The sequence below is a fragment of the Cupriavidus malaysiensis genome (genome assembly GCF_001854325.1).
GTDB lineage: Bacteria > Pseudomonadota > Gammaproteobacteria > Burkholderiales > Burkholderiaceae > Cupriavidus > Cupriavidus malaysiensis.
In genome coordinates this window covers 2795501-2820796 of record NZ_CP017755.1, presented here as the reverse complement: position 1 = coordinate 2820796, position 25296 = coordinate 2795501, and the positions used below count along the sequence as shown (strand labels likewise).

Below are 25296 nucleotides of genomic sequence, written 5' to 3'. Positions count from 1 at the left end.
GCACCCATGACTCATCCCGTCGTCGCCAAGGCCGCCCACCGGGGCAGCCGCAAACACACCGATCTGGCCGAGCGCGCTCGCGCCGGCTGCCTGGCCGGCCGCTTCGAGCAGGCCCTGCGTCACGCCGAGAAGGCGCTGGCGGATGAGGCCTCGGCCAGTTCCGAGGCCTACCGCTGGGCCGCAGCGGCGCTGGTCGGGCTGGGGCGCCGTCCGCAGGCCATCGAGATGGTCGGACGCGGCCTCGAACGCTTTCCCGACTCGCCGGAGCTGCTCCTGATGCAGGGCTGCTTCCTCAGCGAGGACGGCCGTCAGGTCGAGGCGCGCGTCGTGATGGAGGCTTGCCTGGAACGTGCGCCGGAGATGGTGCCGGCCTGGGTGTCCTACTCCGCCGTGCTGTATGCCCACACCGACTTCCTGGCCGCGCGCAACGCGGCGGCGCGGGCGCTGGAGCTCGAGCCCGACAATATCGAAGGGCTGCTCAACTATGCCAATTCCCTGAAGGAACTCGGCGACGTGGCGGAATCGATGCGCGTGCTGATGCGCATCAGCAAGATCGCGCCTGAGGCCGAGCTGCATCGCTGCAGCCTGCTGTTCACGATGTTGTTCGAAACCAGCGTGACGGCAATGGACCTGCGCCGCGAAGCGCAGGCCTATGCCAGGCTGCTGTCCCGCAAGCGCACCGGCCGCAAGCGCCGCGGTGCGACGCCCGTGTCGGGCCGCATCCGCCTGGGCATGCTCTCCAACGACCTGTACGGCCACGCGTGCGCGTACTTCATCCTGCCATTCCTGGCCAACCTGGACCGTGACCGCTTCGAAGTGGAGCTGTTCGCGCTGAATGCGCACCGGGACAACGTCTCGGAGAAGTTCGCGCTCTATGCCGACAGGTTCGTCGACCTGGCGGGCAAGTCCGAGACGCAGATCGCCGACGAGATCGATGCCGCCGGCCTGGACATCCTGATCGACCTGGGCGGCTACACCGGGGTCACGCCGGTGACCTACATGAGCTACGGCCTGGCACCGATCCAGATGACCTGGATCGGCTACCCCGGCACCACCGGGCTGCCGGCCATCCACTACCGCATCAGCGATGGCATCAGCGACCCGGCCGGCAACGAGGCCAACTACACCGAGAAGCTGCTGCGCGCGCCGGTGATCGCCGCGACGTATGCCCCGCTGGTGAATGTGCCGCTGAGCGTCTACGAGCCTCACTACGCGGTGCGCCAGACGCCTGCGCTGGAGGCCGGCTTCGTTACGTTCGGCTGCTGCATCAACCTGGCCAAGATCAGCGAGCGCACGCTCGGCCTGTGGAGCGCGGTGCTGGCCCGGTGTCCGGGCAGCCGCCTGATGGTCGAGTGCAACGGACTCGACAAGGACGAAGTCAAGCAACTGCTGCTCGCGCGCATGGAGCAGGCCGGTATCGATCCGCAGCGCGTGGTCTGCGTGCCGCGCTCCCGTGTCAACCAGTACGTGCTCTACAACAGCTTCGACATCGTGCTGGACACGGCGCCGATGACCGGTGGCGCCAACACCTGCGATGCGCTCTGGATGGGCGTTCCGGTGGTGACGCTGGCCGGCCGCGCCTTCCACGAGCGCATCTCCGCGGCCTGCGTGCACGCCGTTGGCCTCGGCGGCCTCGCCTGCGAGAGCGAGGACGCTTATGTGGCCACGGCGGTCGAGCTGGCCGGCGACGTGCCGGGCCTCAATGCACTGCGGCTGACCCTGCGCTCGCGCTTCGAGCAGAGCGCGCTGGGCGATGCGGCACCGTTCTGCCGCTGGTTCGAGCAGCAGGCCACGGCGCTGGTCGCCGAATACCGCGACGTGCCGCAGGTGCCGGCGCGCGCGGGCGAGGGTCTCTTCCTCGGCGGCGCCTGGTATCCGCTGGAGCAGCTGGTCCAGCTGGTGATGGGCCACCTGGACCGGGCCGAGCACGAGGCGCTGAGCAACCTGCTGGAGAACATCTCGGCGAAATGGAACAAGCACTGGCTGGTGGCCTATGCGCTCGGCGAGATGGCATATGCCCGCGGCGAGCGCGAGCGCGCGCTCGACCTGCTGATCGAGAGCGCGGCGCAGCGTAAGTACTCGCTGCCGCTGTATCGCCTGCTGAGCGCGCGGCTCGACGAGTGCGGGCGCGACAAGCAGGTGCTGGATGCCTTCCTGCGCGACAGCTTCGGCATCGACCTGGCCTACCTGGACCGGCAGGGCGTGCCGTCGCGGCGGGAGATCGCCGGCGTCGCGGCCGAGCCGCAGCGGGAGGCGGCATGAAAGCGGTGATCCTGGCCGGCGGCCTCGGCACGCGCATCTCCGAAGAGTCGCACCTGCGGCCCAAGCCGATGATCGAGATCGGCGGCAAGCCCATCCTGTGGCACATCATGAAGATCTACTCCCACTACGGGATCAATGACTTCGTGATCTGCCTCGGTTACAAGGGCTACGTCATCAAGGAGTACTTCGCCAATTACTTCCTGCACATGTCGGACGTGACCTTCGACATGCGGGCCAACGAGCTGCAGGTACACCAGCGGCACGCCGAGCCCTGGCGCGTCACGCTGGTCGATACCGGCGAGGCCACCCTGACCGGCGGCCGCCTGCGCCGCGTGCGCGAATACCTCGGCCGCGAACCGTTCTGCTTCACCTACGGCGACGGCGTGGCCGATATCGACATCGGCAAGCTGGTCGCCTTCCATCACAGCCACGGCAAGCCCGCCACGGTGACGGCGATCCAGCCGCCCGGGCGCTACGGCGCCCTCAATATCGACGGCGGCGCGGTGCGCAGCTTCCAGGAGAAGCCGGCCGGCGACGGCGCCTGGATCAATGGCGGCTACTTCGTGCTCGATCCGTCCGTGATCGAACTGATCGACGGCGACCAGAGCAGCTGGGAAGGCGAGCCGCTGATGCGGCTCGCTGCGAGCGGCCACCTGGCGGCCTACCACCACGGCGGCTTCTGGCAGGCGATGGATACCTTGCGCGACAAGAACCAGCTCGAGGAACAGTGGGCGGGCGGCCAGCCGGCGTGGAAGGTCTGGCAGTGAAGCAGTTCGGCGATATCTTCGCGGGACGGCGTGTCCTGCTGACCGGGCATACCGGCTTCAAGGGCAGCTGGCTGGCGCTGTGGCTGACCCGCCTCGGCGCCAGCGTGACCGGCTATGCGCTGGCGCCCACGGGCGAGCGCAACCACTGGCGGCAGCTCGATCTTCCCGTGGCGCACCGCGAGGGCGATTTGCGCGACCTCGCCGGCCTGGACGCTGCCTTTGCCGCGAGCCGTCCCGAGATCGTCTTCCACCTGGCCGCCCAGCCGCTGGTGCGGCAGTCCTACCGCGAGCCGCTCGACACCTGGTCCGTCAACCTGATGGGGACCGCCAACCTGCTCGAACTGTGCCGGCGGCACCCGCAGGTGCGCGCGGTGGTGGTGGTCACCACCGACAAGGTCTATCACAACCGCGAATGGGCCTGGGGCTACCGCGAGAGCGACACGCTCGGCGGCATCGACCCCTACGCGGCCTCCAAGGCGGCCGCCGAACTGGCGGCGCAGAGCTACCGGCAGGCTTTCCTCGAGGCGCGCGGCATCCTGCTGGCGACCGCCCGCGCGGGCAACGTGATCGGCGGCGGGGACTGGTCGGAAGATCGCCTGCTGCCGGACCTGGTGCGCGCGCAGGCGGCCGGGCAGCCGCTGCAGGTACGCTCGCCGCGCGCCACGCGCCCCTGGCAGCATGTGCTGGACTGCCTGTCCGGCTACCTGCTGCTCGGGCAGCGCTTGCTGGCGGGCGACGCGTCCTGCGCGCGGGCCTGGAACTTCGGCCCGGCGGCCGACGACAACCGCAGCGTCGGCGCGGTGCTGGAACGCATGCGGGCATTCTGGCCCGAGCTCGGTTGGGTCGATGCCGACACCGCCGGTCCGCACGAGGCCGCGCTGCTCGGCCTGGACAGCGCCGAGGCGCGCAAGCTGCTGGGCTGGGCGCCGGTGTGGCGACTGGACGATGCACTGCGCGCCACCGCCCAGTGGTACCGCCAGGCGCTGCAGGGCGGCGCCGGACTGACGCATGCCCAGCTGGCCGACTACATCGACTGCGCCGCCGGCGCCGGAGCGGTATGGACAAGCGCCTGAGCATCGAGCCGGCCCGCCTGGGCGGCCTCGCGCTGGTGCGCGGCGAGCGCTTCGCCGACCATCGCGGCGCCTTCGCGCGCCTGTTCTGCAGCGATGAGCTGGCGCCGCTGCTCGGCGCGCGCCGCATCGTGCAGGCCAACCATTCGCGCACCGCCCGCGTGGGCGCGGTGCGCGGCATGCACTTCCAACGTCCGCCGCATGCGGAAATGAAGCTGGTGCGCTGCCTGCGCGGCCGCGTCTGGGACGTGGCTCTCGACCTGCGCGCAGGCTCGCCCACCTTCCTGCATTGGCAGGCCTTCGAGCTCAGCGCCGACAACGGCCACATGCTCGTCATCCCCGAAGGATGCGCCCACGGCTTCCAGGTGCTGGAGCCGGACAGCGAACTGTTGTACCTGCACACGGCAGCCTATGCGCCGGCCGCCGAAGGCGGGGTCCGTCACGACGATCCGCGCGCCGGCATCGGCTGGCCGCTGCCGGTGGCCGATGTCTCCGCGCGCGACCGCGGACATGCCCTGCTGACGGCGGATTTTCCTGGAATCGCCCTATGAACTGCCGACACTGCGCCGCGCCGCTCGAGCACGTCTTCCTGGATCTCGGCTTCGCGCCGCCATCCAATGCCTACCTGAGCGAGCCCGACCTGCATGCACCCGAGACCCACTTCCCGCTCAAGCTGCGCGTGTGCGCGCACTGCTGGCTGGTGCAGACCGAGGACTACGCCCGCGCCGACGAGCTGTTCCGGCACGACTACGCCTACTTTTCCTCGACCTCCCAGACCTGGCTGGAGCACGCGGCGCGCTACGCGCGCGAGATGAGCGGGCGGCTCGGGCTGGGCCCGGACAGCTTCGTCATCGAAGTGGCCTCGAACGACGGCTACCTGCTGCGCAACTTCGTCCGCGCCGGCATTCCCTGCCTGGGGATCGAGCCGACGCTGGGCACCGCGCAGGCCGCCGAGCGTGCGGGGGTGCCCACGCTGCGCGAGTTCTTCGGCCGTGAACTGGGCGAGCGGCTCGCCGCGTCGGGCCGGCAGGCAGACCTGATCGCCGGCAACAATGTCTACGCGCATGTGCCGGACATCAATGACTTCACGCAGGGGCTGCGCGCGGCGCTCAAGCCGGGTGGCACCATCACGCTGGAGTTTCCGCACCTGCAGCGGCTGATCGAGCAGATCCAGTTCGACACGGTCTACCACGAGCATTTTTCCTATCTGTCGCTGTCCGCCGTGCGGCGGATCTTCGCCGCCGCAGGCTTGCGCGTGTGCGACGTGCAGAAGTTGCCGACGCACGGCGGCAGCCTGCGGGTGTTCGGCTGCCACCAGGCCGACCCGCGAGCGGACGCGCCCGCCGTGGCGCAGGTGCTGGCGGAGGAGGAGCGCTTCGGCCTGTGCCGGCTGTCGACCTATGCCGGCTTCCAGGCGCGCGCGGACGGCGTCAAGGACGGCCTGTGCCGCTTCCTGCTCGAACAGAAGCGCCTCGGGCGGCGCGTGGCCGGCTACGGCGCGGCCGCCAAGGGCAATACCTTGCTGAACTACGCCGGCATCCGGCCCGACCTGCTGCCCTACGTCTGCGATGCCGCGCCTTCCAAGCAGGGCAAGTTCCTGCCGGGCAGCCACATTCCCGTGCTGCCGCCGCAGCGGTTGCGCGAGGACCGGCCGGACGTGGTGTTGATCCTGCCTTGGAACATCGCCGGCGAGGTGGCGGCGCAACAGGCCCATGTCAACGATTGGGGGGGCGAGTTCGTCGTCGCCGTGCCGGAGATCCGCCGTGTCGGCCATGACTGATCGCACTTCCGCGGTGGTAGCCGCGCCTGCCGCCGCCCGCGCGCATTGTGTGGTGGTGTCGCAGCCGATGTACTTCCCGTGGGTGGGCATGCTGGAGCAGATCCGCCTGGCGGATACCTTCGTCTTCTACGACGACGTGCAGTTCGCGCGCCGCAGTTTCACCAAACGGGTCCAGCTGAAGACTGCGCAGGGCGTGCGCTGGATGAGCGTGCCCTTGCGTGCGCCAGGCTTCGACGACCGCATCGACGAGGTCGAGGTCGACGACAGCGAGGGCTGGCGCGAGCAGCACCGGGCCCAGCTGGCGCAAAGTTGCCGCGGCGCGCCGCACCTGCAGGACGCACTCGCTTTGCTCGACGGGGTGCTGGGCCTGCCCACCACTTCGCTGTGCGAACTGGCTCGCGCCTCGATGGTAGCGCTGGCTGACTACTTCGGTCTGGCCGCTGGTACCGCCTTCCGCGACAGCTCGCGGCTTGGCGTGCCAGGGGCGAAGACGGTCCGGCTGCTGGACATCTGCCGGCATGTCGGCGCGGCGCGCTATGTCACCGGGCACGGCGCCAGCCGCTATCTGGAGCACGCCCGCTTCGACGAAGCCGGCATCGCCGTCGAATACATGGATTACCAGTTGCGGCCCTATGCGCAGGGACACGGCGCCTTCACGCCCTACGTTAGCGCTCTCGACCTGGTGGCAAACTGCGGCCGGGAGGGCGCCCGGCACATCGTCTCGGGCACCATCGGCTGGCGCGAGATGTTGGCGCGCCAGGCCGCCGCCGCGCCGGCACCGGCACCGGCACGGGCAGAGGAGGACTGATCGTGCTGACCGTCGTCGTCACCGGTGTCGGAGCCATCATCGGGCAAGGCGTGGTGCGCAGCCTGCGCGCCAGCGGCCTGCCGCTGCGCGTGGTCGGGGTGGATCGCAACCCGGACAGCGTGGGCCGCTCGCTGTGCGATGCCTTCCACGCCAAGCCGCGCTGCGACGAGTCGGATCCAGCCTACCGGCGCTTCTGGCGCGAGCTGGCCAGTGCCGAGCAGGTGGGCCTGGTGCTTCCGGCACTCGAACTCGATGTGCTCTATCTCGACAGCCAGCGCGAGCTGTTCGCCGGGCTGGGCGTGCCGTTGGCGCTGAATCGTAGTGAACTGATCGCCTTGTCGGCTGACAAGTGGCATTGCGGCCAGGCGGTCGCGTCGCTCGGACTGCCGGCCATCCCGACACGGCAGGACGGTGACTGGGAGATGCTGCTGTCGGCTCTCGGTCCCGCCCCCCTGCTGATGAAGCCGCGTGACGGCAACGGTTCGCGCGGCGTGGTGCGCTTGCACGACGCTGCGGACCATGCCTACTGGCGCGGCCGCCATGGCGGCAACAACCTGGTCCAGCGCATCGTCGGCAGCGACGACGAGGAGTACACCGTCGGCGTGTTCGGCTTTGGCGACGGTGAGGCGCTGCCCCCCATCGTGATGCGCCGGCGCCTGGCCCAGGCGGGCAACACCGCTTTCGCCGAGACCGCGCACGAGCCGGCGGTGGTGGCCGCTACAGGGACCCTGGTGCGCCATCTGCGTCCGCTCGGTCCGACCAATTTCCAGTTCCGCGTGGAGGCCGGGCAGGCTTACCTGCTCGAGATCAATCCGCGCTTTTCCAGCAGTGCCTCGCTGCGCACGGCCTTCGGATACAACGAGGCCGTCATGGCGGTGGACTTCTACGCGCACGCGCGCCGTCCTGCCACGCCGGTGCTGCGAGCGGGGCGCGCCTGGCGCTACGCGGAGGACTTCGTCGAATATGCTGGCGATTCTTTCTGATATCCACGGCAACCTGCCGGCATTGCGCGCGGTGGTCGACGCCGCGCGCGGGCTCGGCTGCCACCGCTTTCTCTCGCTGGGCGACGTCGCGGGCTACTACGCGCAGCCCGGCGAATGCATCGACCTGCTGCGCGAACTGGGCGCGCTCAACGTCATGGGGAACCATGACTATTACCTGGTCTCGGCGGTCGACTGCCCGCGCTCGCGCCTGGTCAGCGAGATCATCGCCTACCAGCGAGGCGTGGTCAGCGCCGAGCAACGCGCCTGGCTGGAGCAGTCGGTGCCGATGCATGCCGAAGGCGACAACCGCTTCGTGCATGGCGGTTGGAACGACCCGATGGATGAGTACCTCTACCGCATCGATGCGCAGACCGTGCCGGCGCAGGCCAGGAGGCTGTTTTCCGGCCATACCCATGTGCAGACGCTGGCGGTCATCGGCGAGCGGACCTATTGCAACCCCGGCTCGGTCGGCCAGCCGCGCGATGGCGATCCGCGTGCGGCGTTCGCGGTGCTGGACGGAGAAGAGATCCGCCTGCAGCGGGTCGCCTATGACATCGCGCAGACAGCAGAGGCGATGGCGCGCGCGGGGTTCCCGCCGCACTATGCGTCCTGCCTGTACCAGGGGGCTCAGATCGGCGGGCGCATCGACAAGGTTGCCATCGAATATTGACGGGAATCGGCGCACTGACGCACACGGCGGGGCACCGGTTACCGGCGCGTGGGGAAGGGCAGCAAGAGGCTAAACGACAGCGGCGCGCCGTGACAGGAAGCGCGCCGGAACGCAAGCGGGAACGACATGAATCCGATTGAGCAATTCCAACAGGAAGTACAAGACAACATCCGCCGGCTCGGCGCCGACTCTTCGCTGCGTGGCGCCTCGCTGGACTGGATGCAGAAGGTGGCCGCGGCAGGCAGGTATTGCTACAACTTCAGCTGGCTGGGACGTCCGATCATCCAGTATCCGCAGGACATCGTGGCGGTGCAGGAACTGATCTGGCAAGTGCGTCCCGACCTGGTGATCGAGACCGGCATCGCCCATGGTGGTTCGCTCATCCTGAGCGCCTCCATGCTGGCCATGCTCGACTATTGCGAGGCGGTCGAAGCGGGCACCGCCTTCGATCCGCGCGCCTCGCATCGCCGAGTGCTCGGGCTGGATATCGACATCCGCGCCCACAACCGCGCCGAGATCGAGCGTCATCCGCTGTCACACAAGATCGACATGTTGCAAGGTTCGAGCATCGACCCCGCCGTCGTCACGGAAGTCCGCCGCCGCGCCGCCGGCTACCAGCGCGTGCTGGTCATGCTGGACTCGAACCACACCCACGATCACGTGCTGGCGGAACTGCAGGCCTACGCGCCATTGACCAGCCGCGGCAGCTACTGCGTTGTGTTCGATACGTTGGTCGAGGACCAGGCACCGCATCTCTCGGCGGATCGTCCATGGGGCAAGGGGAATAGCCCGAAGACCGCGGTATGGGCCTATCTGGAAGCGCTGAAGCGCGAGCCGGCGCAGGGCGTTGACGGTGAGGACCTGCACTTCGAGATCGATCTCGCGCTCGAGACGAAGCTGCAGATCACCGTGGCGCCGGACGGCTACCTGAAGCGCGTGTGAGGGGGGAGGGCGACATGGAGGCGGTGTCGGCGGGGCTGGATGGCGCCATGCGGCAGGCGTTCGCGCGAGACGGTGTGCTGGTGCTGCGCGGCTTCTATGACGTGGAACGCGAGATCCTGCCGATCCAGCGGGCGATCCACGAGATCATCGGCCTGGTGGCGCAGCGGCATGGCGTCGCGCTGGCTCGCGGCGACTTTCGGCCCGAGTGCTTCGATGCGGGCTATGAGCGGCTGGTCGCGCACGACCGGCGGCTGGGCGGCGAAGTCTACGACCTGGTCAAGCAGATTCCCGCCTTCCTGCGCCTGGTCGCGGCAGAGAAGTCGGAAGCACTGCTCAAGCAGCTGCGTAACACCGACCTGGCCGGCATCGGTGGCGCCAGCTACGGCATCCGCATCGATCGGCCGCATGAAGAGCAGTTCCGCAGCCATTGGCACCAGGAGTTCATTTTCCAGCCGCAGAGCGTCGACGGCATCGTGCTGTGGAGCCCGCTGCGCGCGCTGACGCCGGAACTCGGGCCCGTGGTGGTGTGCCGCGGTTCGCATCGCGACGGCATCCGCCGTTGCAGCAAGAGCGGCGCCGGCGCGGCCAAGGCCGGCGCCTACCGCATCGGGATCGTCGACGACGAGCAGGTGGCTGCGGGCTACGAGCAGGTCGCGCCGCTGACGCGCCCAGGCGACCTGATCGTACTGGATTTCCTGGTGATCCACCAATCGGGATTCAACGTCTCGAGCGAGGCGCGCTGGTCGATGCAGTCGCGCTTCTTCAACTTCCGCGATGACTACGGCATGCGGCTGGGCTGGAAGCCGTCGATCAGCGCGGGCGCTGAAGTGGAAGCGCTGTTCCAGGAATACTTCGTCAAGGAAGGGGACTCGTGAATTGCTGCAATGTCTGCGCGGGCGCGCTGGGCGAGCCGGTCTACCGGTCTGCCGGCGATCGCTCGTTCACCACGATGAACACCCCGGTCGGCGGCCGCACCGAGGTCCATTTCTGCGCCCGCTGCGGCCACCTGCAGACCAGTGAGCTGCCGGACCTGGCCCACTACTATGCCAAGGTCTACGAAATCAACCTGGCCAGCGCGGAGGCTGACCAGTTGTACCAGATCGTCGACGGCCAGCCGGTCTATCGCGCCGATCATCAGGCCCGAGTGCTGCGCGCCAAGGTCGAGTTTCCGCCAGGCTGCCGGGTGCTGGACTACGGCTGCGCGCAAGCCGCGACGCTGCGCAAGGTGGTGGCCACCAGCCCGGAGATCCGGCCATTCCTGTTCGATGTGACCGACAAGTACGTCGGGTACTGGGAGCGCTTCCCGGTGCCCACGCAATGGGCGACCCACCAGGTCGATCTGGCCTGGGCGGCAGGCATGGACGTGGTGCTGTCTTTTTTCGCATTCGAACACATCGCCGGGCTGGAGCGGGCGCTGGCCGACATCAAGGCGCTGCTCAAGCCGGGCGGCACCTTCTACCTGGTGGTGCCGAACGTACTGGGCAATGCCGCGGACTTCATCGTGGCCGACCACGTGAATCATTTCACGCCGGCCTCGATGCGCTACCTGCTGGCTGCCAACGGCTTCGATGCCGTCGAGGTCGACGACGAAGCGCACGATGCCGCGCTGGTGGTGACGGCGCGGCTGGCCGCAGCACCGGTGCCGCGGCCGCCGCTGCCGGACGCGGTGGAACTGGGGGCGCTGGCAGCCTCGGCGCGACAGATGTCGGCGTACTGGAACGAGGCGTCGGCGCGGATCCGTGCCTTCGAGGCGGACGGCGACGGGCCCTGCGCCATCTACGGGGCGGGTTTCTATGGCAACTTCATCGCGGCCAGCCTGGCGTCGCCCGAGCGCGTGGACTGCTTCGTCGACCGCAACACGCATCTGCACGGGCAGGCCTGCTGGGGCCGTCCCGTGGTGGCTCCGGACGAGCTGCCCGAGAATGTGCGGCGCGTGCTGGTGGGCGTCAACCCACGCGCCGCGCGCGGCGCGATCGAGGCCGTCGAGGCCTGGCGTGGCCGCGGCATCAGCTTCTTCTATCTCTGAGGCGCCCGCAGCGCTCCGGCGGGCGGACCGCCGATCGATCAACGCAGCGCCGCGCAGCGGCGCGGGGGAATGACAGTGGCATGTGATTGCAATGTATGCGGGACCCCGCTGGTGGCACCGATCTACCGTTCGGCCAGCGATAGCTCGTTCACCACGATGAACTCGCGTGTGGCGGGACGCACCGAGGTGTACTTCTGCCGCCACTGCGGTCATCTGCAGACCGGCGAGCTGCTCGACCTGGCGGACTACTACGCCAATTCCTATGAGATTCTTACCACCACCGAGTACACCATCGTCGACGGCAGGCCGGTAGCGCTGGCCGAGCACCAGGCCAGGGTGCTGCTGTCCAAGGTCGAACTGCGGCCCGGTTGCCGTGTGCTCGACTATGGTTGCGCCAAGGCTGACACGTTGCGCGTCGCGGCGACACTGGCACCCGGCATCGTACCCTTCCTGTTCGACGTGACGGACAAGTACATCCCGCTGTGGGAGCGTTTCCCGGTCCCGGCCCGATGGGCGACGCACCGCGTTGATCCTGCCTGGGCGGGCTCCATGAACGTGGTGCTGTCGTTCTTCGCGCTGGAACATATCCCGCGGCTCGCCCAGGTGCTGGCAGAGATCCGTGCGCTGCTGGCGCCGGACGGTACCTTCCACTTCACCGTTCCCAACGTGAGGCGCAATATCGGCGACTTCATCGTCGCAGACCATCTCAACCACTTCACGCCGGAGTCATTGCGCCATTTGCTGGTCGCGAATGGTTTCACCGACGTACAGGTGGATGAACAGTCCCACGACGTCGTGTTCGTCGTGACGGCGCGGCGGGCCAGGCAGGCGCAGGGCGCCGTGGTGCCGCCGGACGCGGCCGCCATAGCCGGGCTGGAGGCAGCGGCGCTGGAGATGGCACGCTACTGGCGCGAGGCCGCCACGCGCGTGCAGGTCTTCGAGCAGCGCGCGGAGGGCGCCAGCGCGATCTATGGCGCCGGCTTCTACGGCAACTTCGTCGCCGCGAGCCTGGCTTCGATCGATCACGTCACCTGCTTCGTCGACCGCAACGTGCATCTGTACGGACGGCCTTGCTGGGGCAGACCGGTGGTGCCGCCGGAAGCGCTGCCCGCCGGGGTGCGGCGAGTCCTGGTTGGCGTCAATCCGCGCAATGCGCGCGCCGCCATCGAGTCGGTCGAGAGCTGGCGCAGCCGCGGGCTGGACTTCCTCTATCTCTGAAGGTGTCCACGGCGCGCCTGGCGCCCGTGGCCCATGTCCCGAACCTCCTGTCCATGATGAAACGCATCCACGTCTCCGGCCCCTCCATCACCGAGCGAGAGATCGCCTATGTGACCGACGCGGTCTCCCATGCCTGGCTGTCGAACGCCAATGTCTACAACGAGCGCTTCGAGCGTGCCTTCGCCGACTACCACGGCGTGCGGCATGCGGTGTCGCTGCCGTCGTGCACGTCGGCGCTCCACCTGTCGCTGCTGGCTCTGGGCATCGGCCCGGGCGACGAGGTGATCGTCCCGGACTGCACCTGGATCGCCAGTGCCGCGCCGATCAGCTACGTCGGCGCGACCCCGGTGTTCGCGGATATCGAGCGCGACACCTGGTGCCTGTCGGCCGAGGCGGTGGAGGCTTGCGTGACGCCTCGCACGCGGGCGCTGATCGCGGTCGACCTGTACGGCGGCATGCCGGACTACGAGGCGCTGCACGCGGTGGCCAGGCGCCATGGCATTGCCGTCATCGAAGACGCCGCGGAGGCCGCCGGCTCGCAGTACCGGGGCCGCGCGGCCGGCACGCTCGGCGCGGTCGGCACCTTCAGCTTCCATGGCTCGAAGACACTGACCACGGGCGAAGGCGGCATGCTGATCACCGATGACGATGCCATCTACCGCCGCGTGCTGGTGCTGCGCGACCACGGCCGCCAGCCCGGCGACACCTTGTTCGACAATCGCGAGGTCGGCTACAAGTACAAGATGAGCAGCCTGCAGGCGGCGCTCGGGCTGGCGCAGATCGAGCGCATCGAGGAACTGGTGGCGCGCAAGCGCGAGATCTTCGCCTGGTACCGCGAGGCACTGGACGGCTGCTCAGACATCACGCTCAACAGCGAGCCGCCGCATGTGCGCAACAGCTACTGGATGGTCACGGCGGTGCTGCCCGAGCGCCTGGGCGGCAAGGTCGCCGCGATCCGGCACCTGGCCGAGCGCGGCATCGACACACGCCCTTTTTTCAGCCCGCTGAGCAGCCTGCAGGCCTATGCCGGCAGCGCCTCGGCCTTGCAGGCGCGTGAACGCAACCGCGTCTGCTACGAGATCGGGCCGCATGCGATCAACCTGCCTTCCGGCCTGCAGCTCGAGCGTGCCGACGTGGAGCGCGTGGCGCGGGAGCTGGAGGGGCTGCTGGCCTCGGCCTGAAGCGAGGCATCGGCTCTCCGCAAGCGGGTGGCCGGCTCGATGGCGAAGGCGCCGGGCGGAGGTCCGGGGCAGGGCGCGTGGCAGGAGGTGTCGCGCCGGATGCGCCCGGCGCGCCCGATGCACCGATCGGGCCGGTGGCGCAGCGCCCGCGGCACCGTCGGCGTCAGCCCGCCTCGGGCGACGATTGCTCCAGCCGGTAAAGCCAGGCCAGCAGCTCGGCCACGGCAACGTACAGTTCGGGCGGAATCTGCGCATCCAGGTCAACCTGCATCAGCAGGTTGAGCAGCGTCGGCGAGTCGTGCACATAGACGCCCGCCTCCTTGGCGCGCGCGATGATCGCATCGGCGACCACACCATAGCCCTTGGCGACCACGCGCGGGGCGGCTTCGCGGCCATGCTCGGGGTCGTAGCGCAGCGCGACGGCGGCCGCGCGTGCATCCTGTCCATCGGATCCGTTCATGGCGCGGCCTCCTGCGTGCTCGCCGGCAGGGCCTCGACGTCCAGCCGCATCAGTACCAGTCCATTGGCCGAGAGATTGCCCGCCAGCGCGGAGCGCTCGGCATTCAGGCGGGTGGCGACCGCGCGGTCGGGGGTCAGCAGCAGCGCCTGCAGGCCGGTACCGTGCAGGCTGAGGCGCGCCTCGACTTCGCCGAGATTGGGCAATGTCAGGCGCAGCCGCGTCGACCAGGCGCGGTCCGTCGCGCCGCCGCCGGTGTCGTCCCACGTCTGCGGCTGGATTTCCCAGTCGAGGGGAACGCCGGGCCAGGCTTCGCCGGTCCAGCGGAACTGCTGGCTGGCCAGCAGGTCGAGCTGCTGCCTGACGAGGTTCTCGCTGGCCGGATGGATGATCGGAGCCGCGCCGCGCGCCGCCTCCTGGGCGTCGGGCACGCCGGCGCGGGCCGGTTGCGCGGCGCTGTCGCTGCCCGTTGCCTGCAGTTCACGCGCCGGGCGCGCGGTGCCGCGGGCGACCGCCGCGTAGGCTTCGGCGGCGAGGTTGCCGGGCCTCGGCGCTGCCGCGCCGGGCTGGGCCGCGTGGCCATCCGGCTGGGCGGGGCGGGGTGGGCTGTGGCTCGCTGCATCGGTGTCGCCGTCGGGCTGGGCGGCCAGCAGTGTCTCGCCGGCCGGCAGCGCCGGGCGGGCGGCCGCATCCGCTGGTGCTGGCGCTGGCGTGGGGGCCGGCAGCAGCAGCACCGGGGGGGCGGGGCGGGCGTCGGGCGTGGCCGCGGGCGCCGCCTGCGCTGCCTGCGCCGTCGTGCCGGCGGCGGCGCCATCCTGCGCGTCCGGCCGCGGTGCGGCCGGCAGACGGCCTTGCGGTTCCTGGCGCAGCGCATCGAGGGAGCGCGCGCCGTTGAACCACTGCGCCAGATGGCTCTCGTAGAACATGCCGCTCTGGTTGACCAGCATCGTCAGCGCGCTGCGCAGCGTGGCCGCGGCTGCGGCCCCGGCCGGCGCGGCCGGCAGCAGGGGCTGGCCGCCGCGTACCGCCGTGCCGTCGGTGCGCTCGACCAGGTCGAGGATCGTGCGCGCGGTCCAGCTCAAGGTCTCGCGCGTGGAGCCGCCCGCAGCGAGCGGGCCGCCGGGCGTGCCGGCGGCGGTGGCCTGGCCGAGCCCGCGCGCTTCCACGGTGCCGCCGCTGGTGCTCTGCATCCCGCTTTCCGGCACATCGGAGAGGGGTAGCAGCGTGGCCAGGCGCGACGCGGTCAGGGCGGAGCGGACTTGCGAGGCCGAAGCGCCGGTCAGCAGCGAAGGGTCGGGCAAGGACGGGATGCTGGTCATGGCTGGCGTTCGTCAGGCCGCGTTGTGCCCTGGACCGTTCCGCATTGCCGGGTGGCGGGCGCCGGGGGCGGCCGGGCGCGGTGCGGGGACGGGGGACGGGTTCGAGGGGGGGGGCTCGGGCCGAGGGCGGCGGGAAACTCAGGCGGGCTGGTAGGCCTGGTGCAGGTCGCGCTGGCGGCGGCTGTTGCGCAGCAGGTCGCTCAGGCGGTTCCATTCGGGCATCAGCAGGTCGCGGATGGCCGCGTCGCAGGCCAGGATGCGCTCGAGATGGCCGCGGCGCCGGTCGCGTTCGTCCACGCTGGCGGGCGCGTCGTGGTCCAGGGTCTTCAGGTGTTCCACGCGCGCCAGGTAGGACTCCTGCAGCGCGTAGACATCGTCCATCCTGCCAGCTTCCGCGGCGCCGAGCATGCGCTTGGCGAGCGCCTCCAGTTCCACGTAGCAGGCAAGGATCGGGCTGCTTGCCGGCATGTCAGGACTCCATGGCGACCGGCTGCGGCGTCGCGGCGATCTGCGCCCAGGCCGAGGCCAGGTTCTCCAGCAGGCGGTCCACTTCTTCGAGGATGGTCGCGTCGTTGTTCAGGTTGGCCTGGAAGAGGCGGCGCGACATGTACTCGTAGAGTTGTTCCAGGCTGGCCGAGATGTCGCCGCCCGCCTCATGATCGAGCGAGGCGCGCAGGCCGTTGTCGATGATCCGCATGGCATGGCCGATGGCCTTGCCCTTGTCGGCGATGTTGCCGTCGGCCATGTGGAACTTGGCGCGGGCGATGGCACCGCGGGCGCCATCGTACAGCATCGTGATCAACTGCTGGGGGCTGGCCGACATGGCCCCGGTCTGCACGCCGATCTTGGCGTAGGTATTGGCGGCATTGCGTGCATACATGATTCTTGGCTCCGGCTCCGGCGATCAACCCGAGGTGCTGCTGCTCTTGGTCATCGCGTTGAACTGCTGCGTGAGATAGCTGCTGGTATTTTGCATTTGCGACATCAGCACGTCCAGGTGGCTGAACTCCGTCTGGTAGTTCTGGATCTGCGCGTTGATGGTGCCCTGCAAGGCCGTGTACTGGGAGCTGAGGCTCGTCAGCGTCTGGTTGATGCCGTTGGTCGCAGCGGTGAGGGCGCCGTTGGTGCCGGTCATGCTGGTGACCAGCGAATTGATCTGGTTGCCGTAGCCGCTGACACCGTTGGTGTTGGCGAACAGCGCGGCCACGCCGTTCGGGTTGCTGGACAGCGCGCTGTCCAGCGTGGTGGAGTCGAAAGACAGCGTGCCGTCCTTCTGGAAGGTGACGCCGGCCTGGGCCAGCGTCTTGATCGCGTTTGCGCCGCTGCCGCTGCCGCTCTGCGCGGCGTTGAGCACCGAGCGCAGTTGCTGCTGCAGCACCTGCAGCGTGGAGTCGCCGGTCAGCGGCTGGGCCGTCTTGGTGCTGGCGTCATAGGCCGACAGGCTGGTGATGGTGCTCTGCAGGTTGTTGTAGGCGGTGACGAAGGACTGCACGCCGGTTTCGATCGTCTTGGTGTCCTGCTTCACCGCCACGGTCGACGCGCCGGTCTGCGACAGCGACAAGGTCACGCCCTGGATGGCATCGGTGACGCTGTTGCTGGCGCTCTGGATCGCGATGTTGTTGACCGTCATCTTCGCGTTCTGCCCGGCCACCACCTGCTGCATGTTCTGCGCGCTGCCCCCGGTGGGGTCATAGCCGAGCAGGGACGACAGCGAGGCGCCGCTGCCGGACTCGTTGCTCGTCGTGATCTGCATGCTGCTGTTGGCGCCGGTCGCGTTCGAAGTCAGCACCAGGCGGTAGGGCGTGCCCGAGCCGTCGTTGATGATGCTGGCGGTGACGCCGGCGTTGGCCTTGTTGATGGCACCGGCGATGCCCTGCAGCGTGTTGTTGCTGCTGTCGATCGTGATGTCGACGCCGCTCGATCCCGATTTGGCGGCGAAGGTCGTGCCATTGCCGTAGACGCCGTTGCTGAGCGTGTTGTTCGGATCGGAGATGGTGCCCAGGTTGATGTGGATGGTGCCGGTCATGGTGCTGGCCGTCTGGCTGGCCTGGCCGGTACTGACCAGCGACTGGGATTGCGCGAGCTGCGTCACGTTGACCGCATAGCTGCCTGCCACCGCGCTCGTGCTGGAGGTCGCGCCCACCGTGCCGGCATTGCTGGAGGTGGCAGTGGTGGAATTGAAGAAGCTCGGCTTGGAGAGCTGCTGCGCCGTGGTCTGGAAGGCGGTCAGCATGCTCTGCAGCTGGCCATAGGCGGACAGCTTGGTCTGGTAGGCCGTCTCCTGGTTCTTGATCTGCGTCAGCGGCGTCTGCGCGGCCGTGGTCAGCTGGGTCAGCAGGGTGCTCAGGTCCAGGCCGGAGCCGACCCCGAGTGACGTGATCAGGGGGCTGGAGCTGCTGGAGGTCGAGGAGGTGGTCGTCATGGGGTGTTCCTGGCTTGGCCGAACCCATCAGGAAAGGAAGGACTTTCGCAGGGCCGGAGCCCTGCGGAAATGCTCCCGCGCGGGGCCGGACTGGCGTCCGGCCCCGCGCTGGCGGGGCTTCAGCTTACTGCAGCAGCTTCAGCACGCTTTGCGACGACTGGTTCGCCTGGGCCAGCACCGAGGTACCGGCTTGTTGCAGGATGTTGGAACGGGTCATCGCCGACACTTCCGTCGCGTAGTTGGCATCCTGGATGTTCGAACGGGCCGAGCTCATGTTGGTGATGCTGGTACCCAGGTTCGTCAGGGCCGAGGACAGGCGGTTCTGCACCGCGCCCAGGCTCGAAGCCAGCTTGTCGACGGCGGCCAGGGCCTTGTCGATGGCGGTCAGCGGGTCGGCCGTCGAAGCGCCGGTGGACGACTGAGCGGCGGTGGTGAAGGCGTTGGTCGAAGCATCCACGTAGGCGGTCTGGCCGACCTTGGCGTTGATGTTCGGATCGTTTGCCGCAACCGTGCTGGCGTTGTTGGCAGCGACGCTCACCTTGCCCGTGGTCGAGTCGACCAGGTAGTTGGTGGTGTAGCTGGCGGTGTTGGTCAGGCCGCCGTTAGCGTCGATGTACTGGGAGGTCGCGCCGTTGGCGCCGTCGGTCTTGCCGCTGGCGCCGTCGATCTTGACCGTGGTGCTCAGGCCGCTGGTCTTGCCCAGGGTGACCGTGGTGGCATTGCCCGAGCCGCCGGCCAGGATGGCCGCTTGCACGTCGCTGCTCGTCGCGGTGGCGGTGTTGTTCAGGCCGTTGGCGCCATCCGAGCTGTAGGTGGTGCCGTTGATCGAGATGGTTGCCTTACCGGCAGCGGCGCCCGACGCGGCGGTGAAGGTCGATGCCAGCGTGGCCTGGGCGTACGAACCGGTCGTGTTGTTGGTGGTCAGGTTGCCCGAGCCGTCGTCGTACAGCGTGGTGGTGCCGTCGGCGGCGGTCAGCTTGCCCGAGCTGTCGACCTTGAACTGCACGGTCGCGCCGGTCTGGTTGGTGTACGTGCCGGTGGCCTGGCCGAAGGCCGGCTTCTGCGAGTTGGCCAGCGCGGCAACGTTACCCGAGGTGGTGTTGACCGTGTAGCTGAAGTTGCCGGCGCTTGCGTTGTAGGTGTAGGTGTTGCCGCCTGCCACTGCAACGGTGTCGCCATCCTTCAGGTTCGACAGCACTTGTGCCGAGGTCGCGAACACGTTCTTGGTGGTGACCTGGTACAGGTTCTTGTTGTTGGCGTCCTGAACGGCGGTGCCGGCGGCGACGGCGTTCTGCAGGTCGGTCTGGCTGGCGGCGGCGTTCTGCTGGCCGGCCACGCTGAAGCCCGTCAGGTTCAGGGTCTTGGTGCTGGTTTCCTGCAGGCCGATCGAGATGGTCTGGCCGTCGTTGGCACCGACCTGGATGCTGACTGCGCTGGCCTTGGACGACAGCACGGCGATGCCGTTGAACTGGGTCTGTTGCGAGGTGCGGTCGATTTCTTGCAGGCGCTGGGTGATTTCGTCCTGGATCGATTGCAGGTCCGAAGCCGAGTTCGTGCCGTTCTGCGCTTGCACCGTCAGTTGGCGGATACGTTGCAGGTTGTCGGTGATCGAGCTCAGGGCGCCACCGGTGGTCTGGGCCAGCGAGATGCCGTCGTTGGCGTTCTGCTGCGCTTGCGTCATGCCGTTGATGTTCGACGTCATGCGGTCGGCGATGGCCATGCCGGCGGCGTCATCGCTGGCGCTGTTGATGCGCAGGCCCGACGACAGGCGCTGGATCGCAGTGCTCAGGTTCGACTGCGACGCGTTCAGGTTGTTCTGAGTCATCAGAGACAACACGTTGGTATTGATGACCATTGACATGGTGGGCTCCTATTTCCAGTGATATATGCACATTCCGGCGGGTGCCGTAACGTTGGCCACCTGCGTTGCAGGATCAGTGGTGCCTCCGTTGCAAGGGTTATCGACAGGGCGGGAAGAAGATTTAGAGTGATCTTCGCGTCGAATCTGCAAGCGGGGCATTCCGGAGCCCGGCGGGCAGGGAACTAGCCCCGCCGGCGGCCGCGTGGAATGAAGAGATCGACGAACTCGGGCGAGTTGATGGCCTCGTCCCGGTGGGCATCGAAGGGAGAGTTGGCGGCGGCGGCCGGCATCACCCAGGAAATGGCGTGCTTGTATACCACCTGCGGCTGCTGGTCTTGTACATGCTTGCCCAGCAGTAGCACGTAGTCGTCCATGCGCAGCACCAGGCCCTGCAGGCGGACGCCGTTGGAGAGATGGACGACGACCGGCGAGTGCGTACCGTAGTGCGCGGTGTAATGGAGCGACTGCAGTTTTCGCTTGCTGCGGGTTGGCCTGGTTACCTTCTTGTGCACGGCTTCTCCGGAAGAGCCCGAACGGGTCCTGGCGGCTGACTACGCTTCGGGGATCGGTTCCAGGCTTCGCTGCGGGCGAGAGCAGGGCGGAAACCGCGGCAACCCGATGGCGGCGAGGGATGAAACATTCGCTCTCGGTGCCGGCGCAAGGGCCGCAGGGGCTGACCGTCTCGGCGCGCATCGGGCAGGGTCCGTTGCGGGACGCTGGGCTGCCCTGCGGCTGGGGCCGAGAGGTGTCGCCAGGAGAGAAGGGGAACACTTCAGCCGGCGAGAGTAACAAAGTTTTTCGGAGATTGACTCAGTCCTCACTCTCGTCATTTAGAGGTTTACCTCTAAAACGCAGCGTGAGAACCGTGAAATGTTATCTGCTGGTATCTTCCGGTGCCGGGCTGCCGGTTCGGGCGCATGACTCCCGGACCACGTCGCTGCAAGGCTTGGCGGCCGGGAGGGGGCGTCTTCTTTGCGCTGGCAAGAGGTGCGCGTCATCCTTCCGTTCACAAAAAAGTGGCAGAAGCTACACCTGCGCCATCCGGGGTTTCCCTGATGGAAGCAGGATTTACACCTCATGTAAGCGCGTTTATATTCACAGCAGAGCCGTTCGGCTCTTGGCAGTCCTCGAAAGCCTACGAGCACCCCGCGCGTGGGCTTCTTTTTTTGGCCCGCTGCATGGATACATCGCGGCCGGAGCCGCGATGTCCTGCTTCCGGCGTTGTCCGGGGTACCTCATCTGTATTAGACGCGCCGCGCTGTCCTGCCCATTGGCGGAACAGGCGGCGCTTTCCCCCTCTATTCGTTTTTCCGCTCAAGGTGGCGCATGGCGCGGCCGTTAGCGCCGCTTGCGTCAGCGTCTGCCTTGCGGGGCCATGCCGGCGCGTGTGCGTTCATAACGTAGAGACCGAGGATTGAGGAGGATTGAGCAGATGCGTTTGCGCAATGTCGGCATCGGCTTCCGCTTGTCGGGGGCTTTCGCGCTGGTGGCGGTACTGCTGGTGGCGGTCGCGCTGGTCGGGGCGTTTTCCCTGCATGCGCTGAATGTGTCCATGCACCAGACTGTCGAGCAGCGCTTGTTCAAGGTGCTGGACCTGGACCGGGTCAAGGAGTCGGCGCTGACCATCGGGGTGATGGTGCGCGATGCCACGCTGAGCGAGGATCCCACGGCGGTGGAGCGCAATGGTAATCAGATCGATGTCCTGCGCCAGCAGATGTCCGCCACGCTGGACGAGCTCGATCGCGTGCTCAATGCCAGCGGCAGGCCGGAGGTGCAGGAACGCATGCGTGCCTTGAAGTCGGCGCGTGACACTTACAACGGCCAGCTCGACATGGTGCTGAGGCAGTTGCGCTCCGGCGAGTTCGCCGGGGCGCGGGCATCGCTGGTGGCGACGCTGCCGGCTGCCCAGGCACCCTACTTCGAGCAGCTCAACGGACTCGCCGCGACCGGCCGCGAACTGGCCGTGAGCGCCTTGCGGGATGCCGATACCAGCTATGCGACCGCGCGCAACCTGCTGGCCGGCCTGACGCTGGTGGCGGTGCTGCTGGCGGTGGTGGCCGGGGTCGCCATCACGCGTTCCATCACCGCGGCCGCGCGCGAGGCGCTGGCGGCCGCCGAGGCGCTGGCCCAGGGGCGGCTGAACCATTCCGTCACCCGGCACGGGCGCGACGAACTGGGCCGCATGCTGGAGGCGCTGAATCGTGCCTTCGGCCAATTGTCGGCGCTGGCGCGCGGAGTGCAGGGCGCCTCGGCCTCGATCGGTGCCGCCACTGACGAGATCTCGCGCGGCAATACCGACCTGTCCCAGCGCACCGAGGAGCAGGCCGCCTCGCTGCAGCAGACTGCCGCCTCGATGGAGCAGTTGACCTCCACCGTGCGGCAGAACGCCGACCACGCCAACCAGGCCAACCAGCTGGCCGTCGGCGCGTCGGCGGTGGCGGACGCCGGCGGGCAGGCGGTACGCGCGGTGGTGCAGACCATGCAGAGCATCTCGCAATCCTCGGCGCGCGTGACCGAGATCATCGGCGTGATCGAGGGCATCGCCTTCCAGACCAACATCCTGGCGCTGAACGCCGCGGTCGAGGCCGCGCGCGCCGGCGAGCAGGGCCGCGGCTTCGCCGTGGTGGCATCCGAAGTCCGCAGCCTGGCGCAGCGCTCCGCGGCCGCGGCCAAGGAGATCGGCGAGCTGATCACGGCATCGGGGCGCCAGGTGGACGACGGTGCGCGCCAGGTCGAGCATGCCGGCCGCACCATGGACGAGATCGTGGCGTCGGTGCGCCGCGTGACCGACATCATGGGCGAGATCTCGGCCGCCACCCAGGAGCAGTCATCGGGTATCGAGCAGATCAACCGCGCCGTGGCGCAGATGGAAAGCGTGACGCAGCAGAATGCCGCGCTGGTGGAGCAGGCCGCGGCGGCGGCCGACAGCCTGAAGGGGCAGGCGGCGCGGCTGGTCGACGAGGCCTCTCGCTTCGAGGTCGGTGCCGCGCCGGCGGCGCCGGTATCGGTCGCGGCGCCATCTACGCCGTCCACGCCATCCGCGTTGGCCGCGTCCGCATGGACCCGCCAGGATCCCGCGCCGGCCCCGGCGGCGCCGCGCCGGGCCGCCGTGGCGCGCCCGGCCGCCGCCCCGGCGATTCCCGCGCGTGCGCGAGCGAATGCGGGCGCAACGGCCGGCAAGCCCCCCCAGCCTCCCAGGGCCACCGGGTCCGCCAGGGCCGCCAGGACCGGGAGCGAAGCGCCCTCCGCCGCCGCTGAGCCGGCCCGCCAGCCGGTGCTGCCCAGCAAGGCCCGCCCACCGGTGACGCGCAAGCCGCAGGATGGTGTGCTGCCAGCGGCCCGGCGCGAGGCGTCGCGCCCCGCCGCCGGCCGGCCGGTGGCGCAGGCGCCACGGCGGGCCGCCAGTGCGGAGCATGCCAGCGGGGACTGGGAGAGCTTCTAGCCGAGCTTCCAGCCGCGCGCCGGCCCCGCCGCCCCATGCTGCGGCCGGCAGCGCGGCCGGCTTCAGCCTACAATACCGGCTTCGCTTGCCCCCAACACAAAAAACAGCAGCAACGGCCGGGGCAGCAGGGCGCGGCATGGCTCACGGCGCGTCTTCACGCGCTTCGCCGCGCGGCCGGCCGTGCCGCACTCTCCCGACATGACAGTCCGTCCCCCCGACACGCCGTCCGCCCAGGGCGGCGCCGCCGCGCCTGCCTCCGCTTCGCCTTCCCTCGCACCCTCGTCCGCTGCGCCGCCCGGCGTGCCGGTCATGCAGGTGATCTTCGGCCTGATGCTGGCGATCCTGCTGGGCGCGCTGGAGCAGTCCATCGTCGCCGTGGTGCTGCCCGAGATCGCCATGCAGCTGAACGGCTTCGAGGTGATGGCCTGGGTCATTTCCGCCTACCTGGTCGCCTCCACCGTGGTGACGCCGATCTACGGCAAGCTGTCGGACCTGCTGGGCCGGCGTTCGGTGCTGACCTTCGCCATCGCGCTGTTCCTGCTGGCCTCGCTCGCCTGCGCCATGGCGCAGACCATGCCGCAGCTGATCCTTGCCCGCATCCTGCAGGGCCTCGGCGGCGGCGGCCTGATCTCGGTCTCGCAGGCGACCATCGCCGACGTCGTGCCGCTGCGCGAGCGCGGCCGCTACCAGGGCTATGTCAGCGGCGTGTGGGCGGTGGCCAGCATGGCCGGCCCGGTGATCGGCGGCTACCTGGCCCACTACCTGTCCTGGCGCTGGATCTTCTGGATCAACCTGCCGCTGTCCCTGCTGGCGCTGGTGGTGGTGCGCCGTGCGCTGCGCCACCTGCCCGCGGGCGGGCGCCGCCACCGCATCGACTACCTGGGCGCGCTGCTGTTCGGCGGCGGCCTGAGCGGGCTGCTGGTGTTCCTGACGCGCCTGGGCCAGGGCCAGGCCGCCACCGCGCCGGCCTCGCTGGCACTGCTGCTGGCCGGCGTGCTCGGGCTGGCGCTGTTCCTGTGGCAGGAGCGCCGCGCCACCGATCCGATGATCCCGCTGGGCATGATGGGGGTGCCGACGGTGGCGATCTGCTGCGTGACGCTGTTCCTGTGCTTCTTCCAGCTGATCGCCATGTCGGTGCTGCTGCCGCTGCGCTTCCAGGTGGTGGGCGGCGCCCACGCCGATACCGCGGCGCTGCGCCTGGTGCCGCTGACGCTGGCGATCCCCTTCGGCGCCTTCATCTCCGGTCGCCTGATGTCCTGGAGCGGACGGTACAAGCCGCTGCAGCTGGTGGGGGCGCTGGTTGCGCCGGTGGCCATCCTGGCGCTGGCCTTCGTCGATCCGCGCACCACCTGGCTGTGCGCGCTGGTGATGAGTGCGCTGGGGCTGGCCATCGGCCTGCAGCTGCCCAGCGCCCTGGTGGCCACGCAGAACGCCGTGCCGCCCAGCCAGGTCGGCGTGGCGACTGCGTTGACGGCCTTCTCGCGCATGCTCGGCGGCGCCGTGGGCGTGGCCGTGCTGACCACCATCCTGATCGCCCTGCTGCGCCATAGCGGGGTGGGCGTGGCCGAACTCAAGGGGGGCGAAGACGTGCTGATGAGCATGTTCCATCGCGCCATGTCCGGGGCCGGCGACGGCGACGCGGCCGCCGTGCGCCAGGCCGCTGAGCAGGCCTTCCGCACCCTGTTCCTGCTCAGCGCGGCGGCCTCGCTGCTGTCGCCCTTCCTGGTGGCCCGCCTGCCCGAAGCCGCGCTGCGCGGCTCCGCCGGCAGTTCCGCCGCGGTTGCCGAGTAGTTGCCGAGTTGCAGTCCGATAGCTGTCGGATAGGTGTCGGATAGGTGTCCGATAGCGGCCGGATAGCTGTCGGATAGCGCTCACCGCCGGCCGCGGATCAGCGGTCACCGGCCAGGCCCGCCTCGATCGCCGCCTTTCGGCGGTTGCCCGGCCGGATGTCACCCGGGCAGGCCGTTGTCCGCCCGGCCGCCCGGGCACGGGGCGTGCGCTATCCACGCTCCGGCCGGCAAACGCAAGCTTGCGTCAATTCCCATGTCTTTTCATTCGATTGCGGGCCGCTGGCCAGGGGTACCCTTG

General features: G+C 68.9%; 22 protein-coding genes. 15 read left to right on the top strand and 7 right to left on the bottom strand.

The genetic code is table 11. The features are described 5' to 3' along the window. The first annotated feature begins 6 nt into the window (after positions 1-6). From BKK80_RS31885 to BKK80_RS31825, 13 genes are all read left to right on the top strand, one after another. Positions 7-2262: an O-linked N-acetylglucosamine transferase, SPINDLY family protein gene (locus BKK80_RS31885; RefSeq protein ID WP_083384406.1), complete on the top strand. Its 2256-nt coding sequence runs from the start codon at positions 7-9 to the stop codon at positions 2260-2262. After that, positions 2259-3029 (top strand): glucose-1-phosphate cytidylyltransferase, encoded by a 771-nt coding sequence (gene rfbF / locus BKK80_RS31880; protein ID WP_071072730.1) that lies wholly within the window; start codon positions 2259-2261, stop codon positions 3027-3029. Before BKK80_RS31885 ends, rfbF begins: the two co-directional genes overlap by 4 nt. After that, positions 3011-4102 carry a CDP-glucose 4,6-dehydratase gene (gene rfbG, locus BKK80_RS31875; protein WP_071040308.1) on the top strand — a complete coding sequence of 364 codons (1092 nt, stop codon included), beginning with the start codon at positions 3011-3013 and terminating at the stop codon, positions 4100-4102. The genes rfbF and rfbG overlap by 19 nt, the downstream gene beginning before the upstream one ends. Next, a complete protein-coding gene (locus BKK80_RS31870) occupies positions 4087-4650 on the top strand; it encodes a dTDP-4-dehydrorhamnose 3,5-epimerase family protein (RefSeq protein ID WP_083384407.1) in 564 nt (187 codons plus the stop codon). The genes rfbG and BKK80_RS31870 overlap by 16 nt, the downstream gene beginning before the upstream one ends. Next, complete coding sequence (locus tag BKK80_RS31865) at positions 4647-5879, top strand: class I SAM-dependent methyltransferase (protein ID WP_071072728.1); 1233 nt, start codon at positions 4647-4649, stop codon at positions 5877-5879. Before BKK80_RS31870 ends, BKK80_RS31865 begins: the two co-directional genes overlap by 4 nt. Continuing rightward, the gene (locus tag BKK80_RS31860) at positions 5872-6687 is read left to right on the top strand and encodes a WbqC family protein (RefSeq protein ID WP_071073481.1); all 816 of its coding nucleotides are present in this window, start codon (positions 5872-5874) and stop codon (positions 6685-6687) included. The genes BKK80_RS31865 and BKK80_RS31860 overlap by 8 nt, the downstream gene beginning before the upstream one ends. A 2-nt stretch (positions 6688-6689) precedes the next feature. Further along, on the top strand, positions 6690-7670 hold the full coding sequence (locus BKK80_RS31855) for an ATP-grasp domain-containing protein (RefSeq protein WP_071072726.1): 981 nt from the start codon (positions 6690-6692) through the stop codon (positions 7668-7670). Then, on the top strand, positions 7651-8340 hold the full coding sequence (locus BKK80_RS31850) for a metallophosphoesterase family protein (protein WP_071018441.1): 690 nt from the start codon (positions 7651-7653) through the stop codon (positions 8338-8340). Before BKK80_RS31855 ends, BKK80_RS31850 begins: the two co-directional genes overlap by 20 nt. Before the next feature lie 126 nt (positions 8341-8466). Further along, entirely contained in the window at positions 8467-9282 is an 816-nt protein-coding gene (locus tag BKK80_RS31845; RefSeq protein ID WP_071072724.1) for a cephalosporin hydroxylase family protein, read from the top strand. Between the two features lie 14 nt (positions 9283-9296). Continuing rightward, positions 9297-10157 (top strand): phytanoyl-CoA dioxygenase family protein, encoded by an 861-nt coding sequence (locus BKK80_RS31840; protein ID WP_071018444.1) that lies wholly within the window; start codon positions 9297-9299, stop codon positions 10155-10157. After that, positions 10154-11308, top strand: coding sequence for a class I SAM-dependent methyltransferase (locus tag BKK80_RS31835; protein ID WP_071072722.1), 1155 nt, complete (start codon positions 10154-10156; stop codon positions 11306-11308). Before BKK80_RS31840 ends, BKK80_RS31835 begins: the two co-directional genes overlap by 4 nt. A 111-nt stretch (positions 11309-11419) precedes the next feature. After that, positions 11420-12526 carry a class I SAM-dependent methyltransferase gene (locus BKK80_RS31830; RefSeq protein WP_157903378.1) on the top strand — a complete coding sequence of 369 codons (1107 nt, stop codon included), beginning with the start codon at positions 11420-11422 and terminating at the stop codon, positions 12524-12526. A 53-nt stretch (positions 12527-12579) separates the two neighbouring features. Then, the gene (locus tag BKK80_RS31825; protein WP_071073479.1) at positions 12580-13707 is read left to right on the top strand and encodes a DegT/DnrJ/EryC1/StrS family aminotransferase; all 1128 of its coding nucleotides are present in this window, start codon (positions 12580-12582) and stop codon (positions 13705-13707) included. A gap of 163 nt (positions 13708-13870) precedes the next feature. Here BKK80_RS31825 and BKK80_RS31820 read toward each other — a convergent pair whose 3' ends face one another. The 7 genes from BKK80_RS31820 to BKK80_RS31790 form a co-directional block, all read right to left on the bottom strand. Further along, positions 13871-14167 carry an EscU/YscU/HrcU family type III secretion system export apparatus switch protein gene (locus tag BKK80_RS31820; protein ID WP_071018450.1) on the bottom strand — a complete coding sequence of 99 codons (297 nt, stop codon included), beginning with the start codon at positions 14165-14167 and terminating at the stop codon, positions 13871-13873. Then, positions 14164-15483: a flagellar hook-length control protein FliK gene (fliK, locus tag BKK80_RS31815; RefSeq protein WP_071072718.1), complete on the bottom strand. Its 1320-nt coding sequence runs from the start codon at positions 15481-15483 to the stop codon at positions 14164-14166. Before fliK ends, BKK80_RS31820 begins: the two co-directional genes overlap by 4 nt. Before the next feature lie 138 nt (positions 15484-15621). Beyond that, the gene (locus BKK80_RS31810) at positions 15622-15951 is read right to left on the bottom strand and encodes a flagellar protein FliT (protein WP_071018455.1); all 330 of its coding nucleotides are present in this window, start codon (positions 15949-15951) and stop codon (positions 15622-15624) included. Between the two features lies 1 nt (position 15952). Next, the gene (fliS, locus tag BKK80_RS31805; RefSeq protein ID WP_071018456.1) at positions 15953-16363 is read right to left on the bottom strand and encodes a flagellar export chaperone FliS; all 411 of its coding nucleotides are present in this window, start codon (positions 16361-16363) and stop codon (positions 15953-15955) included. Between the two features lie 24 nt (positions 16364-16387). Continuing rightward, positions 16388-17905, bottom strand: coding sequence for a flagellar filament capping protein FliD (gene fliD / locus BKK80_RS31800; RefSeq protein ID WP_071072716.1), 1518 nt, complete (start codon positions 17903-17905; stop codon positions 16388-16390). Positions 17906-18029: 124 nt separating this feature from the next. Further along, positions 18030-19766, bottom strand: a complete 1737-nt coding sequence (locus tag BKK80_RS31795) for a flagellin N-terminal helical domain-containing protein (protein WP_071018460.1) — start codon at positions 19764-19766, stop codon at positions 18030-18032. Between the two features lie 182 nt (positions 19767-19948). Continuing rightward, positions 19949-20278, bottom strand: a complete 330-nt coding sequence (locus tag BKK80_RS31790) for an RNA chaperone Hfq (protein ID WP_071072713.1) — start codon at positions 20276-20278, stop codon at positions 19949-19951. A 920-nt stretch (positions 20279-21198) separates the two neighbouring features. Here BKK80_RS31790 and BKK80_RS37855 point away from each other — a divergent pair. Together BKK80_RS37855 and BKK80_RS31780 are read left to right on the top strand one after the other, a co-directional pair. After that, positions 21199-23208 (top strand): methyl-accepting chemotaxis protein, encoded by a 2010-nt coding sequence (locus BKK80_RS37855; protein ID WP_071018464.1) that lies wholly within the window; start codon positions 21199-21201, stop codon positions 23206-23208. Positions 23209-23517: 309 nt separating this feature from the next. Next, positions 23518-24999 carry an MDR family MFS transporter gene (locus tag BKK80_RS31780; RefSeq protein ID WP_232346493.1) on the top strand — a complete coding sequence of 494 codons (1482 nt, stop codon included), beginning with the start codon at positions 23518-23520 and terminating at the stop codon, positions 24997-24999. The last annotated feature ends 297 nt before the right edge of the window (positions 25000-25296 follow it).

Coding starts and splice junctions, on each gene's coding strand:
- BKK80_RS31870 (WP_083384407.1), top strand. CDS start 4,087: ATGGACAAGCGCCTGAGCATCGAGCCGGCCCGCCTGGGCGGCCTCGCG.
- BKK80_RS37855 (WP_071018464.1), top strand. CDS start 21,199: ATGCGTTTGCGCAATGTCGGCATCGGCTTCCGCTTGTCGGGGGCTTTC.
- fliS (WP_071018456.1), bottom strand. CDS start 16,363: ATGTATGCACGCAATGCCGCCAATACCTACGCCAAGATCGGCGTGCAG.
- BKK80_RS31865 (WP_071072728.1), top strand. CDS start 4,647: ATGAACTGCCGACACTGCGCCGCGCCGCTCGAGCACGTCTTCCTGGAT.
- rfbF (WP_071072730.1), top strand. CDS start 2,259: ATGAAAGCGGTGATCCTGGCCGGCGGCCTCGGCACGCGCATCTCCGAA.
- fliK (WP_071072718.1), bottom strand. CDS start 15,483: ATGACCAGCATCCCGTCCTTGCCCGACCCTTCGCTGCTGACCGGCGCT.
- BKK80_RS31795 (WP_071018460.1), bottom strand. CDS start 19,766: ATGTCAATGGTCATCAATACCAACGTGTTGTCTCTGATGACTCAGAAC.
- BKK80_RS31810 (WP_071018455.1), bottom strand. CDS start 15,951: ATGCCGGCAAGCAGCCCGATCCTTGCCTGCTACGTGGAACTGGAGGCG.
- BKK80_RS31845 (WP_071072724.1), top strand. CDS start 8,467: ATGAATCCGATTGAGCAATTCCAACAGGAAGTACAAGACAACATCCGC.
- fliD (WP_071072716.1), bottom strand. CDS start 17,905: ATGACGACCACCTCCTCGACCTCCAGCAGCTCCAGCCCCCTGATCACG.
- BKK80_RS31825 (WP_071073479.1), top strand. CDS start 12,580: ATGATGAAACGCATCCACGTCTCCGGCCCCTCCATCACCGAGCGAGAG.
- BKK80_RS31820 (WP_071018450.1), bottom strand. CDS start 14,167: ATGAACGGATCCGATGGACAGGATGCACGCGCGGCCGCCGTCGCGCTG.
- BKK80_RS31885 (WP_083384406.1), top strand. CDS start 7: ATGACTCATCCCGTCGTCGCCAAGGCCGCCCACCGGGGCAGCCGCAAA.
- BKK80_RS31780 (WP_232346493.1), top strand. CDS start 23,518: ATGCAGGTGATCTTCGGCCTGATGCTGGCGATCCTGCTGGGCGCGCTG.
- BKK80_RS31840 (WP_071018444.1), top strand. CDS start 9,297: ATGGAGGCGGTGTCGGCGGGGCTGGATGGCGCCATGCGGCAGGCGTTC.
- BKK80_RS31860 (WP_071073481.1), top strand. CDS start 5,872: ATGACTGATCGCACTTCCGCGGTGGTAGCCGCGCCTGCCGCCGCCCGC.
- BKK80_RS31850 (WP_071018441.1), top strand. CDS start 7,651: ATGCTGGCGATTCTTTCTGATATCCACGGCAACCTGCCGGCATTGCGC.